This is a genomic window from Streptomyces sp. SID13726 (genome assembly GCF_010548375.1).
GTDB lineage: Bacteria > Actinomycetota > Actinomycetes > Streptomycetales > Streptomycetaceae > Streptomyces.
Window position 1 is genome coordinate 150,472 of the sequence record NZ_JAAGLY010000013.1, and the last position, 13,632, is coordinate 164,103.

Sequence of the window (13,632 nt, forward strand, 5' to 3'; positions counted from 1 at the left end):
TACTCCCGGTTCAAAGTCGACCCCCGACTTCCTACATCAGCTTGAAGGGCGGACTATCCAGCTGTCAGTGCGTAACGTCACGAAACGGACAGGACTTTGGGCCCGGGGTTTAGTGCGGGAAGGGTGTGACCTGCGGAAATTCTCCCGCGAGCGATATAGGTCACATCCTGGGGCAGATTGGATCACAAATCGGCCCAGAACCTTGGAGTTTCCTTGGTTCTGGGCCAAAGGGTGGCGCTGGGTTCTCGGTTGGATACGTTCCGTCAGGTCAGGCTGTCAGCTCAGGCGCTCGATGACCATCGCCATGCCCTGGCCGCCGCCGACGCACATCGTCTCCAGGCCGAACTGCTTGTCGTGGAACTGGAGGGAGTTGATGAGCGTGCCGGTGATGCGGGCGCCCGTCATGCCGAAGGGGTGGCCGACGGCGATGGCGCCGCCGTTCACGTTCAGCTTCTCCAGCGGGATGTTCAGGTCGCGGTAGGAGGGGATCACCTGGGCGGCGAACGCCTCGTTGATCTCGACCAGGTCGATGTCGTCGATGGTGAGGCCGGCGCGGCGCAGGGCCTGGTTCGAGGCGTCCACCGGGCCGAGGCCCATGATCTCGGGGGACAGGCCCGAGACACCGGTCGACACGATGCGGGCGAGCGGGGTGAGGCCGAGCTCGCGGGCCTTGGTGTCGGACATGATCACGACCGCGGCGGCGCCGTCGTTCAGCGGGCAGCAGTTGCCGGCCGTGACGAGTCCGTCGGGGCGGAAGACCGGCTTCAGACCGCCGACCGCCTCCAGGGTGACGCCGGCGCGGGGGCCGTCGTCCTTGGAGACGACCGTGCCGTCGGGCAGCGTGACCGGGGTGATCTCGCGCTCCCAGAAGCCGTTCTTGATGGCTTCCTCGGCGAGGTTCTGCGAGCGGACACCGAACTCGTCCATGTCCTGGCGGGTGACACCCTTGCTGCGGGCCAGGTTCTCGGCGGTCTGGCCCATCGCGATGTACGGGTCGGGGAGCAGACCGTCCTCGCGCGGGTCGTGCCAGGTGGAGCCCTCCTGGGAGGCGGTGGCGACGGTACGGGCCTCCGCCTCCGCGAAGATCGGGTTCTTGGTGTCCGGGAGGCCGTCCGAGCTGCCCTTGGCGTAGCGGGAGACCATCTCGACACCGGCCGAGATGAAGACGTCGCCCTCGCCGGCCTTGATGGCGTGCAGGGCCATGCGGCTCGTCTGGAGCGAGGAGGAGCAGTAACGGGTGATCGTGCAGCCCGGCAGGTGGTCCATGCCCATCTGTACGGCGACGATGCGGCCCAGGTTGTAGCCCTGCTCGCCGCCGGGGAGGCCGCAGCCGAGCATCAGGTCGTCGATGTCGCGCGGGTCCAGCTCGGGGACCTTGGCGAGGGCGGCCTGGATGATCGTGGCGGTGAGGTCGTCCGGGCGCAGGTCCTTGAGCGAGCCCTTGACGGCGCGGCCGATGGGGGAGCGGGCGGTCGAGACGATCACTGCTTCGGGCATCACGGCTCCATTGGCGTACGAGGGGTGTTCTTCCGGGGCGTGGCTGCTTGGGAAGTTACCCGGACGTATGGCCTGGGTCACGGGGGTGACGGTGTGACCTTTGTCTAAGCGCTTGCTTTGGCCTTTGGCGGTGGAGCCGACAGGGGCGCGGGTGGGCGCGGGCGGGCGCGGGTGGTCGGGGGCGGGCGTGCGGGGGCGGACGTCCTGGGGGCTGCGCCCCCGGACCCCCATCGGCCCGAAGGGCCTCGTCCTCACACGCCGGACGGGCTGGTGGGTGACGGCTCGGTCGCCTTGACCCGCCGCCTGCGCCTCCGCTTGAGCAGGGCCCACGGCCCGGTCGGACCCGTCGGCATCGCCGCCGCGACCTCCGTGCCCGCCTCCGAGGCCGCTTCCGCCGCCGCCCTCGCCACCGGCAGGAAGCCCTCGCGGCGGGAGACGTCCGGGCGTTCCTCGTCGGCCGGCCACAGGCTCAGGGCCGCGCAGACCGTGGGCAGGACCGCCATGGCCGCCGTCGCGTACCCCTCCGCGGAGGGGTGGTAGTGGTCCGGGCCGAACAGCTCGCGCGGGTTCGCCGCGAACTCCGGGCCCAGCAGGTCGCCCAGGGACACCGTGCGGCCGCCCTGCTCCACCACGCCGATCGTCTGGGCCGCCGCCAGCTGCCGCGAGGCCCTGCGGGCCAGCCACCGCAGCGGCTGCTGGACCGGCTCGATGGTGCCCAGGTCGGGGCAGGTGCCGACGACCACCTCGGCACCGGCCGTGCGCAGCCGTCGTACCGCCGAGGAGAGGTGCCGGACCGAGCGCGTGGCCGGCATCCGGTGGGTGACGTCGTTCGCGCCGATCATGATCACGCAGATGTCGGGCACCCGGCCGGGGTCCGCGAGGGTCAGCGCCACCTGGCGGTCCAGGTCGTCCGAGGTCGCCCCGGGCAGGGCGACGTTACGGAACTCCACCGGACGCTCCGCCACCGCCGCCAGCCCCGCGGCCAGCAACGCGCCCGGCGTCTGGCCCGCCCGGTGCACTCCCTGGCCCGCGGCCGTGGAGTCGCCCAGCATCACCAGCCGCAGGGCAGGTTCGCCGGGCAGCGCGTAGGCATGGCCGTACCGGCCCTCGGCCTGCGGGACGTGCGGCGTCGAGCCGTTGCTCACCTGCCGTCTCGCCAGCCGCACCTCCGCCAGCAACAGACCCACGGCCGCCGTGCCGACCAGACCGATCCCGCCGCCGCCGTACGCCGCGCCGGCCGCGATCCGTCGGGCCACCCTCGCCCTCGACATGCTCGTCATACGTCGCCGCCACCTCCGTCGTACCCGCTACACCCACTCCTTGCCCCGCACGGACCGTGGCCCAATCCCATCGAGGAGTGAACGGCCGTCATGGCGCCCGATCAGGCCATAGGCTGGCGGAACCACTACGACCACTTCTTTTGCAGCATCCGGAGACAACGGTGCAATTCCACGACTCGATGATCAGCCTCGTCGGCAACACCCCGCTGGTGAGGCTCAACAGCGTGACCAAGGGCATCCGGGCGACCGTCCTGGCCAAGGTCGAGTACTTCAACCCCGGCGGCTCCGTGAAGGACCGCATCGCGCTGCGCATGATCGAGGCGGCGGAGGAGAGCGGCGCGCTGAAGCCCGGGGGCACCATCGTCGAGCCGACCAGCGGGAACACCGGCGTCGGGCTCGCCATCGTGGCGCAGCAGAAGGGGTACCACTGCATCTTCGTGTGCCCCGACAAGGTGAGCACGGACAAGATCAACGTCCTGCGGGCGTACGGGGCGGAAGTGGTCGTCTGCCCGACCGCCGTCGACCCCGAGCACCCGGACTCGTACTACAACGTCTCCGACCGGCTGGTCCGGGAGACCCCGGGGGCCTGGAAGCCCGACCAGTACTCCAACCCCAACAACCCGCTCTCCCACTACCACTCCACCGGCCCCGAGCTGTGGGAGCAGACGGAGGGGAAGATCACCCACTTCGTCGCGGGCGTCGGCACCGGCGGCACCATCTCCGGCACCGGGCGCTACCTGAAGGACGCGAGCGACGGCCAGGTCCAGGTCGTCGGCGCCGACCCCGAGGGCTCGGTGTACTCCGGCGGCTCGGGACGGCCGTATCTCGTCGAGGGCGTCGGCGAGGACTTCTGGCCGACCGCCTACGACCGCACGGTCGCCGACGAGATCGTCGCGGTCTCCGACAAGGACTCCTTCCAGATGACCCGCCGCCTCGCCAAGGAGGAGGGCCTGCTGGTGGGCGGCTCCTGCGGCATGGCCGTCGTCGCGGCGCTCCGGGTCGCCGAACGCCTCGACGAGAACGGCGTGGTGGTCGTCCTGCTCCCCGACAGCGGGCGCGGGTACCTCTCGAAGATCTTCAACGACGAGTGGATGGCGGACTACGGCTTCCTGGAGGACGAGGGCCCCAGCGCCCGCGTCGCCGACGTCCTGAACGACAAGGTGCACGGCGCCATCCCGTCCCTCGTGCACATGCACCCGGACGAGACCGTCGGCGAGGCCATCGAGGTCCTGCGCGAGTACGGCGTCTCGCAGATGCCGATCGTCAAGCCGGGCGCCGGTCACCCGGACGTCATGGCCGCGGAGGTCGTCGGCTCGGTCGTCGAACGCGAGCTGCTGGACGCGCTGTTCACCCAGCGGGCCTCCCTGGGCGACCCCCTGGAGAAGCACATGTCGGCCCCCCTGCCCCAGGTCGGCTCCGGCGAACCGGTCGCCGACCTGATGACGGTCCTGGGCACGGCGGACGCGGCCATCGTCCTCGTCGAGGGCAAGCCCACGGGCGTCATCAGCCGCCAGGACCTGCTGTCCTTCCTGGCGACGACGAGCCGCCACTGATCCGGTACCGGCCCCGACTGCGGCGGGAGCCGCACCGGACATGACCGAGCCCCCGGCACGAGGGATCTGCCGGGGGCTGTGTCGTGCTCGCTGTCAGAGGCCTGACTTCACTCCGGCGACAAAGGCACTCCAGTGCTCGGCGCCGAAGACCAGCGCGGGGCCCTGGGGGGTCTTGGAGTCACGGACGGGAACACCGGACGGGTAGCTGTCCAGTACCTCGACGCAACTGCCCGAGTCGGATCCGCTGTAGGACGACTTGCGCCAGCCGTTCAGCGTGGAAGCGTCCGCAATGATGTGCTCAGTCATGGTGTCCGTAATCCTTCGCTGTCGCCCTCAGCAGGGCAAGTGACTCCTTCAGCGGCAGTGCATCGCCTAGAGCGAGATCGTAGGCACCCTGAATCCGTTCGACCATGGCGGGGGCGTCGTGCACCTTGCCTGTGTGCAGCCCCTCGACGTAGGCCACCGGCGGCTGGTCCTCGAACCACATCAGCGTGACCATGCTCATCAGCAGCGGATGAGCACCCAGACCGAACGGCATCACGTGTACACGTACACGCCCTGCCTCGACCAGATCGACCACATGCATGATTTGCTCCGCCATGATGTCCGGCGCCCCGACTGGCCTGCGCAACACCGCCTCGTCGAGCAGCGCCCACACCACAGGCGTCACCGGGTCGTCGAGAATCCCGGAACGTTCAAGCCGTGTGACAACCCTCCTGTCACGCTCTTCCTCGCTCAATGGAGGGAAGCCCGCCCGCAGAACGGCATCCGCGTACCTCTTGGTCTGAAGGATGCCGGGCATGTACGACAACGCGAATTCGCGAATCATCGTGGCCTGTTGCTCGAACGCGTGAGCCGCTTCGAAGTGGTCTGCGATGGCTCTGTCGTCCTTCTTCGGAAGGAAGTTGGACAGCACGTTTCCAGTGTTCAGAGCCTTGTCGAGCCGTTGCGCGTCTTCCTTTGTCGGGATGCGCCGCCCTGCTTCGATGTGCGAGATGTGGGAGCGCGTCATCACTGCGACGTCGGCCAACTGTTGTTGGGTAAACCCCGCCGCTTCGCGCTGCTGCTTTAACCAATCACCGTATGCACTGCCCATGGGTTAACTCTCCCTTGCGACAAATCAGTTGTCACCCGGTACCTACTGGCGGCCCTCCACCCTGCCGTTGAACGTTGGTCGTACACAACGTGATTGCCCGACTGCGAACGGTCGGGCACCGATGCGTACGGAGTGGGATATGGCACGGCAGGCGGAGTCAGGAGCGGCACCTCTGGAGCCCGGGGCTGTCGTCTACGACCCGGCGTCCAGAAAGGTCGGCGAGTACCGGGACAAGGCCGGTCCGTACGCCATGCTGCGGCCGGTGGGCGGTGGCCGTGAGTGGGAGGCCGACCCTGCGCAGATTCGTCCGGCCACTCCTTCAGAACGGCTCAGTGCGGGCGTCAAGGCAGCCAATGCCCGAGCGGGGCAGGGCGGGTGACCGCGCGATCGGTGATCCGTTTGGAGACATGGACGCTCACCCCGGACCGCGAGCCGGATGCGAAGCCGACCACGTACAGGATGCAGTGCGCGGTGTGTGAGGAAGCCTCGGCGGCCACGGTGGACTTCGCTGACTCGCAGGACTGGGCGCTGTCGCACTCCGGCCGGAACCCGTCACACCACACGTTTCGGGAAGTTATCACCCGCCCGTGGCGTACCTGGCGGCATTCGTGATGCGCCGCCTTCGCCGGTGACGCCCCTCTACAACTCGGCGGAGGCGGACTCCTTCCCCCCTGACAAGCAAGACTGATGAGGAGTACAGCCCATGACCACAGTCACCGAAGCCCCGGTGTCGAAGCCCTTCGCGGGGATCAACGTGCTTGAACTGGAGATCACGGGAAAGTGCCAACTCACCTGCACGCACTGCCTGTCGGAGTCCAGTCCGCAAGCCTCGCACGGGAACATGACGCCTGCGGACTGGCGGGCGGTCATCGTCGATGCTGCGGCGCTGGGGATTCCCCAGGTGCAGTTGATCGGAGGCGAGCCGACGGTCAACCCGTACTGGATCGAGTACACGGACCTGGCTCTGTCGCTGGGGCTGCGCGTCCAGATCTACAGCAACCTCTTCCACGTGCGGGACGAGTGGTGGCCGGTGTTCGAGCGGGACGGTGTCACGCTCGGAACGAGTTACTACAGCGACGACCCTGCGGAACACGACAAGATCACAGGCCGGGCGGGCAGCTATGCGCGGACCCGGTCCAACATCCGTGAAGCCCTCGTGCGCGCCATCGTCGTACGGGTCGGGATCGTCGCCGTCCTGCCGGGCCAGCGCGTCAACCAGGCGCGTGCGGAGTTGCGCTCCATGGGTGTCGCGCAGATCCAGACAGACCGAGCGCGGGCGGTCGGGCGGAGTGCTCTTCCGGGACAGACGCCGACTGTCGACGAACTGTGCGGGAACTGCGGGCGGGGACGAGCGGCCGTGCTGCCGGACGGTGATCTGTCCGGCTGCGTGCTGTCGCGGTTCCTGCCCACCGGCAACGTCCGGGAGCGGCGCCTGGCTGACATCCTGGGGAGCCCCACGTGGTCGGAGACGATCGCGAGTATCCCGCCCCGCTCGGGGTTCGCCTGTACGCCGGACGACTCGGGGGACTGCGACCCGGCGAACACCGAGGCGTGCAACCCCGCGTACGACGACTAGGAGGAGCGGCGTGGACTGGGAGCAGTACGCGGTGCGACTTGCCGACGAGGTGACCGACCCGGTCTCCCGCTGGCGTCAGCCGGTGGCGAGCACTCCGCGGCACGAACTCGTACCTTGCTGGTGGGAGCGCGCGGACGGTGGATGGAAGCTGCGCGACGGCCCGTCAGACCCGGATGGCTGGTCGGCTGCCGCGTACGCCGACAGGTCCCTGGTCACGAGCGTCGGCGGAGTTCATGCCGACCACGCGCGCGCCGACGACCGGCCGCACGGGCTGCCGACGTCGTCGGCGACGTTGCCCAGCCTGGTGGTTCGCTTCCTGCGGCACGCACGGCTTGCTGAGGGCCTGGACCTGCTCGACCTCGGTACCGGCGCGGGCGGCCTGACCGCGTACGCGGCTCGGCGCCTGGGGGACCGGCATGTGACGAGCCTGGATGTCGACCGCTACCTGACCGAGGCGGCGGCAAGCCGTCTGGCACGCATGGACCTGCACCCGCAGTTCTTCGCGATGGATGCCACACGGGCCATCCCTGGCACGTACGACCGGATCATCGCGACCGTGGCTCTGGAACCAGGGCCTGGGCTGGTCCCCGTGCTGAGCGCTCTGCGACCGGGCGGGCGCCTGGTGACCACGCTCGCCAACACGTCGCTGATCCTCACCGGGTGGAAGACCGAGGACGGCAGGGTGACAGGGCAGGTCGAGCGGGACTGGGCGGGCTTCATGAAGACCCGGCACGGAGCCGATTACGACCCCGGGCCCGAAGCGCTGCTCGCGACTGCACGGGAGGCGGAGGGCGAGGAAGTGACCCTGGGCCGGTATCCCGTCCTCGACGTGGCTGCCGCGTGGGAACTGCGCTCCATGCTGGAGATCACGACACCGGGCGTCGAGTTGGACTACACGGAGAACGGACGGCGCCGGACGTCCTGCTTGGCGCATGCGGACGGCTCATGGGCTCGCGCGTCCGCCGAATGGCTGGACCCGCCGGAGGTCCACCAGGGCGGCCCGCAGCGGTTGTGGAGCCAACTGGAACGGATTCGCCACCGCCTCAACGCAGAGGGCGGACTCCCGCTGTACGGCAGCCGTCTGGAGATCACGCCGGACGGAGTGTGCCGGCTGTCGCGCGGCAAGTGGTCGGCGACCCTCGGTGACTGATACCCGGTTGATTCCCCCTATCTGAACAAGTGCTCGCCACTGCTCGCGTCAGGGGCGGACAGCGCTGGGGCCTCGTCATGGTGCAGCGTGATGCGGCGGGCGGTCTGCCATGTGTCCCGGAAGAGGACGACGCCCCGAAACCGACTCCCCGCCTCGGCCGAACGGCCAGAAACGAGCTGCGTCCCGGCGTCCGGGGGCATGCCCCGCACGCCTTGTCGGTGAGGGGCGGCAGCCCCACGGCAACCCACTGCGGGCTGTTTCCCAGCGCGGTTTTTGCCGGGTGTCATCCCGGGAGCTGACGCGACGGCATACCTGAGTCTCACGGAACCGCCTCCCGCGTCAGCCCCGGAGCGTCGGCAATTCAGCTGATCCGCAGGACCGGCGAGAACCGGACGATGGAGAAGTCCTCAGCGGGGTGGGCCTGAACTCCCGTGTCCACGTGCTGTCTTCGGCGGTCTGTGTCCGCCGGCGAGGCCCACGTCCCGCACTGCTTCCGCCGTCGATCGGAGTCGTACCCGTGACCACCGCCTCGCCCACCGGCCCCCTCACTGTGGCCGCCCGCGCCACACAGCTCTCCAAGGTCTACGGGCAGGGTGACACCCGGGTGGTCGCCCTCGACCAGGTCAGTGTCGGCTTCGGCCAGTCGCAGTTCACGGCGATCATGGGGCCCTCCGGGTCCGGCAAGTCCACGCTGATGCACTGTGTCGCCGGGCTGGACTCCTTCTCCTCCGGCTCGGTGCGCGTCGGTGACGTCGAACTGGGGTCGCTGACGGACAGGCAGCTCACCAAGCTCCGCCGGGACAAGGTCGGTTTCATCTTCCAGGCGTTCAACCTGCTGCCGACCCTCACGGCGCTGGAGAACATCACGCTCCCGATGGACATCGCGGGCCGGACGCCGGACAAGGAGTGGCTGGACACCGTCATCCAGATGGTCGGCCTGTCCGACCGGCTCGGCCACCGTCCCGCCCAGCTCTCCGGCGGCCAGCAGCAGCGGGTCGCCGTCGCCCGGGCGCTGGCCTCCAGGCCGGACATCGTCTTCGGGGACGAGCCGACGGGAAACCTGGACTCACGTGCGGGGGCCGAGGTCCTCGGGTTTCTGCGTGACTCGGTACGGGAGCTGGGCCAGACCGTCGTCATGGTCACCCATGATCCGGTCGCCGCCGCCTACGCGGACCGGGTCGTCTTCCTCGCCGACGGGCGAATCGTCGACGAGATGTACGAGCCCACCGCGGACGGGGTCCTCGATCTCATGAAGTCCTTCGACACGAGGTTCCGGACGACCTGAGCTGAGTTCTGCCGCATTGAGTCCGGTCGAGCCGAGCTGGGCTTGGCCTGAGCCGAGTCCGGCCCGAATCGAGTCCGGCCTGAGTCGAGCTGGGCCTGCCCCGAATCGAGCCCAGCCGCTACCGAGTCCGGTCGAGCCGAGTCCGGCCTGTGCCGAGCTGGGCCCGGCCTGAGCTGGACCTGGCCCGAATCGAGCCCGGCCCGAGCCGAGCCCAGCCGCTACCGAGCCCGGTCGAGCCGAGCCGTACGAACCGAGTCGGCCGAACCGGCCCCCCACCCCCTACCCGACCCCCACTCCCTACCCGGCCCCCACCCTCCCCCCGACCCCACCAGGACCACACCACCATGTTCCGCACAGCCCTGCGCAACGTCCTCGCGCACAAGGCCAGGCTGCTGATGACCGTGCTCGCCGTCATGCTCGGCGTCGCGTTCGTCTCCGGCACCCTGATCTTCACCGACACCTACAAGAACGCCGCCACCAGCCAGACGGCCAAGAGCTACGCCCACGTCGATGTCCAGGTCGAGGAGAACACCGACTACGTCGGCGACTCCCCGGGCATCAGCCGGAAGACGCTCGACGAGGTCACCCGACTGCGCGGGGTCGCCGGCGCCGTCGGACGGGTCGACGGGCTCGCCTATGTCGCCGACAGGGACGGCGGGCTCATCGCCAGTGGGCTGTTCAACTCGGGCGCCAACTTCGCGCCGGGCAAGGACGGCAAGGACCCGCTCTACGCGTTCACCGACGGCTCCGGACCCACCGGGCCCGGACAGATCGCGCTCGACAAGGACACCGCCGACAAGGGCGGTTACCGCGTCGGCGACAGGGTGTCCGTGGCACTCAAGGGTCCGGCGAAGAGGTACGAGCTCTCCGGCGTCTTCACCACCGAGGACACCTCGGTGGCATCGGGCGGCAGCCTGGTGCTGTTCGACACGCCGTCCGCGCAGCGGCTCTTCCTCCGGCCGGGCTTCTTCGAGACCCTCACCGTCACCGCCGCCCCCGGCGTTTCGAGCACCGGGCTCGCCGCCGCCGTCGGCAAGGTGCTTCCCGACTCCGCGAAGGCCGAGACAGGTCGGCAACTCGCCGACGAGAACGCCAAGTTGGTGGAGGGAGACGCCACACTGCTCGGTGGGATCCTGTTCGCCTTCGCCGGCGTCGCGCTCTTCGTCAGCGTCTTCCTGATCGCCAACACCTTCACCATGCTGGCCGCCCAGCGCACCCGGGAACTCGCTCTGCTGCGTGCGGTCGGCGCCTCCCGCCCACAGGTCACCCGGTCCGTGCTGATCGAGGCGATGGTGGTCGGCGCGGTCGGCTCGGCCGCGGGGCTCGGGCTCGGCGCGGTCCTGGCCGCCGTGGCCCGCGCCACGGTCGAGTTCGACGGCGGGACCCCCGACGGACCGCTGATCGTCACGTCGACGACCGTCCTGGTCGCGGCCGTGGTCGGTGTCCTGGTCACCATGCTGGCCGCCTGGCTGCCGGCCCGTCGGGCCGCGAAGATCCCGCCGGTCGCGGCCATCGGCAGCGCACATCTGCCGGCCACGACCAGGTCCCTGATCCTGCGGAACTCCCTCGGCGCCGTCGCCACCCTGCTCGGCGCGGCTGTCGTCGTCGCGGGTACCGGGACCGCCGGTTCCGGAGGCGGGGCGGTCGTCGGGTTCGGAGCCCTGCTCGCGGCGACGGGTGTCATCGTGCTGATCCCGTTGCTGTCCCGGCCCGTGATCGCGGTCGTACGGCCCCTGCTGCGGCGCGGTTTCGGGGTCTCCGGCGTCCTCGCGGGCCAGAACGCCGTGCGCAGCCCGCGCCGTACCGGTGCCACCGCCTCGGCGCTCGCCATCGGACTCACCCTGGTCAGCGCGCTGACCGTGCTCGGCGTCACCCTCGGGCACTCCACGGACAGGATGACCACGGACATCGTCAAGGCCGACTACATGGTCACGGCCGATGGAGCGCGCCTGGACGCCTCGGCGGGCGCCGCCCTGCGCAAGGTCCCCGGCGTCCGGGCGGTGTCGCCCGAGCAGCCCGCCTGGATGCGACTCGACGGCGTCCAGGAGGACGTCTCCGCCGTCACCCCGGCGGACTTCGACAAGACCCTCCGCCTCCCGGTGGTCTCCGGCTCGCAGGGCACCCTCGCGAAGGGGCAGATCGCTGTCGCCGAGGACGAAGCGCGGTCCCACGGCTGGAAGGTGGGGGACACCCTGTTGGCGGTGTACGAGGACTCGGGCAAGAGCCACCGGCTCACCGTCGGCGCCGTCTTCGCCTCCAACGAGGTCGTCCGGCCGGTCGTCGTCTCCACGGACGTGATCGCACCGGACACCACCGACGCCTTCCTCTCGAAGATCTACGTCACCACGGACGGCAGCACCGACGAGAAGGCACTCGCCGACGCCCTCGCCGGACGCCCGGGGACCAGGGTCGATGACCGGCAGGACATCCGCGACGAGCTCAGCGGAGCCTTCGACACCGTGCTGGACGTCCTGTACGCACTGCTCGCGATCTCCCTGGTCATCGCGGTGCTGGGGGTGGTGAACACCCTCGCGATGTCGGTCTTCGAGCGGCAGCGGGAGGTCGGCATGCTGCGCGCCGTCGGGCTCGACCGGCGGGGCGTGACACGGATGATCCAGCTGGAGGCCGTGGTCATCGCCGTCTTCGGAGCGGTGATCGGCATCGGGCTCGGCTCCTTCCTGGGCTGGGCCTTTTGCGAGCTGACGAAGGCGGACATCCCCGGCTACGCCCTGGTGCTCCCGTGGGGACGGTTCGGGCTGTTCCTGCTGCTCGCGGCGCTGGTAGGGCTGCTGGCCGCACTGTGGCCCGCCCGCAGCGCGGCCCGGCTGAACATGCTCACCGCCATCAAGTCCGAGTAGCCGGAGCGGAACGCCGTACGGCCGCAGGCATACCGTGTCCGCGGCCGAACGCCGTACGGTCGAATGGCGGGCAGGGCCTCAACGGCCCAGTGCGAAAGGTCCGGGCAGGGCCTCAACGGCCCAGGTGCGAAAGGTCTACGAACATTCCGCACCCGCCACGGGTGTCACCACGGGAAGCGCCTCAAGTGCGAAGGCCCGAATCCGCCGACGGCATTGCCTGCGCTCGGCCGAGGGCACCTGGAGGAAGCCGTGGATCGTTCCTGGCCACTCGTCGAGGACGACGGGGACGCCCTCGGCGCGCATCCGCGTCACCAGCTGTCGCGCGTCGTCGAGCAGGAGGTCGTGCCGGCCCACCGCGACATAGGCGCGCGGGAAGTCGCGGAACGATCCGAACAAGGGTGACACTCCGGGATCGCGCGGGTCACGCCCGCCGGCGTACCAACCCGCTGCCTTCAGCAGGTGGGAGCGGGTGAGCATGTCGCGTCCGATGTTCGCCGTGGTGTTCGCGCCATCGGGAGACAGGTCCACCCAGGGGAAGACGGGCACCACGGCGGCCGGCATCGGCAACCCCTCCTCGCGCGCCTTCTGCAGGAGGACCAGCGCGAGGCCGCCGCCGGCCGACTCGCCGACGACGACCAGTCGATCGGGTCCGGCATCGCGGACGAGTTCGCGATAGACGGCCAACGCGTCCTCCACCGCGGCGGGGTACGGGTGCTCGGGTGCGAGCCGGTACTCGACGCTGACCAGGTCGGGACCGCCGTCGGCGGACAGATGGGCGGCGTTGACGCCGTCCCGGGCGCTGCCGGCCATGTAGGCCCCGCCGTGCAGGTAGAGGACGGTACCGCGGGCCCGCGCCCCGGACGACGCGCGAAGCACGGGGACGCCCGCGATCGCCTCCTGGGTCAGCCGCACGCCTCGGGGCGGGCGGGCCAGGGCCGCGAGCCGTCGCAGCAGCCGGCGGTCCGCGGCCAGGTCGGCGGGCCTGCCTTCCTTGCGGCGTGCGCGCAGGCTGAGCACCGCGCCGGCGAGCCGCATGGCGAGACTGGGCTGCTGCCGCGCTACGGGCACGGAGGCGGTGGCTTCCGGGTGGGTCACAGGGGCTCCTTGGGGGTGCGGCGGACGAATTTCGCGAGGGGGCACAGCCGTTGAGCGGGGCGCCTCGCCGACCGTCCCTCACCCGCGCCCGGCCGTGGCGGACGGTCCGTTCGGTCAGCTGCGGTCGCCGCCCGAACCGGCAGCACGGGCAGCACCCCCTCTTCCGCGACCGGACGGACGTACGTGAATGCGGACGGCTTGATGCCGACTTCGGCGGTGAGGAGGCTCAGCCGCCCGTCGTC

General features: G+C 70.0%; 11 protein-coding genes. 6 read left to right on the forward strand and 5 right to left on the reverse strand.

The features are described 5' to 3' along the window. Positions 1–276: 276 nt before the first annotated feature. Together G3I78_RS30010 and G3I78_RS30015 are read right to left on the reverse strand one after the other, a co-directional pair. The gene (locus G3I78_RS30010; protein WP_164430182.1) at positions 277–1,497 is read right to left on the reverse strand and encodes an acetyl-CoA C-acetyltransferase; all 1,221 of its coding nucleotides are present in this window, start codon (positions 1,495–1,497) and stop codon (positions 277–279) included. Positions 1,498–1,748: 251 nt separating this feature from the next. After that, a complete protein-coding gene (locus tag G3I78_RS30015; RefSeq protein ID WP_164430184.1) occupies positions 1,749–2,777 on the reverse strand; it encodes an SGNH/GDSL hydrolase family protein in 1,029 nt (342 codons plus the stop codon). 161 nt (positions 2,778–2,938) lie between these two features. Here G3I78_RS30015 and G3I78_RS30020 point away from each other — a divergent pair, with 161 nt between their 5' ends. Next, complete coding sequence (locus G3I78_RS30020; protein WP_164430186.1) at positions 2,939–4,330, forward strand: cystathionine beta-synthase; 1,392 nt, start codon at positions 2,939–2,941, stop codon at positions 4,328–4,330. Positions 4,331–4,423: 93 nt separating this feature from the next. Here the strand turns inward: G3I78_RS30020 and G3I78_RS30025 are convergent, their stop codons facing one another. Together G3I78_RS30025 and G3I78_RS30030 are read right to left on the reverse strand one after the other, a co-directional pair. Further along, complete coding sequence (locus G3I78_RS30025; RefSeq protein WP_164430188.1) at positions 4,424–4,636, reverse strand: DUF397 domain-containing protein; 213 nt, start codon at positions 4,634–4,636, stop codon at positions 4,424–4,426. Beyond that, positions 4,629–5,426, reverse strand: coding sequence for a helix-turn-helix transcriptional regulator (locus G3I78_RS30030; RefSeq protein ID WP_164430190.1), 798 nt, complete (start codon positions 5,424–5,426; stop codon positions 4,629–4,631). The genes G3I78_RS30025 and G3I78_RS30030 overlap by 8 nt, the downstream gene beginning before the upstream one ends. A gap of 139 nt (positions 5,427–5,565) precedes the next feature. Here G3I78_RS30030 and G3I78_RS30035 point away from each other — a divergent pair, with 139 nt between their 5' ends. The 5 genes from G3I78_RS30035 (at position 5,566) to G3I78_RS30060 (ending at position 12,295) form a co-directional block, all read left to right on the forward strand. After that, a complete protein-coding gene (locus G3I78_RS30035; RefSeq protein WP_203615700.1) occupies positions 5,566–5,805 on the forward strand; it encodes a hypothetical protein in 240 nt (79 codons plus the stop codon). 324 nt (positions 5,806–6,129) lie between these two features. Then, complete coding sequence (locus G3I78_RS30045; RefSeq protein ID WP_164430194.1) at positions 6,130–7,002, forward strand: radical SAM protein; 873 nt, start codon at positions 6,130–6,132, stop codon at positions 7,000–7,002. Between the two features lie 10 nt (positions 7,003–7,012). Further along, positions 7,013–8,152 (forward strand): methyltransferase domain-containing protein, encoded by a 1,140-nt coding sequence (locus G3I78_RS30050; RefSeq protein WP_164430196.1) that lies wholly within the window; start codon positions 7,013–7,015, stop codon positions 8,150–8,152. 517 nt (positions 8,153–8,669) lie between these two features. After that, a complete protein-coding gene (locus tag G3I78_RS30055) occupies positions 8,670–9,437 on the forward strand; it encodes an ABC transporter ATP-binding protein (RefSeq protein ID WP_164430198.1) in 768 nt (255 codons plus the stop codon). Between the two features lie 344 nt (positions 9,438–9,781). Then, positions 9,782–12,295, forward strand: coding sequence for an ABC transporter permease (locus G3I78_RS30060; protein WP_164430200.1), 2,514 nt, complete (start codon positions 9,782–9,784; stop codon positions 12,293–12,295). Positions 12,296–12,430: 135 nt separating this feature from the next. Here G3I78_RS30060 and G3I78_RS30065 read toward each other — a convergent pair whose 3' ends face one another. Then, a complete protein-coding gene (locus G3I78_RS30065; protein ID WP_164430202.1) occupies positions 12,431–13,390 on the reverse strand; it encodes an alpha/beta hydrolase in 960 nt (319 codons plus the stop codon). Positions 13,391–13,632: the final 242 nt, after the last annotated feature.

Coding starts and splice junctions, on each gene's coding strand:
- G3I78_RS30010 (WP_164430182.1), bottom strand. CDS start 1,497: ATGCCCGAAGCAGTGATCGTCTCGACCGCCCGCTCCCCCATCGGCCGC.
- G3I78_RS30015 (WP_164430184.1), bottom strand. CDS start 2,777: ATGACGAGCATGTCGAGGGCGAGGGTGGCCCGACGGATCGCGGCCGGC.
- G3I78_RS30025 (WP_164430188.1), bottom strand. CDS start 4,636: ATGACTGAGCACATCATTGCGGACGCTTCCACGCTGAACGGCTGGCGC.
- G3I78_RS30030 (WP_164430190.1), bottom strand. CDS start 5,426: ATGGGCAGTGCATACGGTGATTGGTTAAAGCAGCAGCGCGAAGCGGCG.
- G3I78_RS30035 (WP_203615700.1), top strand. CDS start 5,566: ATGGCACGGCAGGCGGAGTCAGGAGCGGCACCTCTGGAGCCCGGGGCT.
- G3I78_RS30045 (WP_164430194.1), top strand. CDS start 6,130: ATGACCACAGTCACCGAAGCCCCGGTGTCGAAGCCCTTCGCGGGGATC.
- G3I78_RS30060 (WP_164430200.1), top strand. CDS start 9,782: ATGTTCCGCACAGCCCTGCGCAACGTCCTCGCGCACAAGGCCAGGCTG.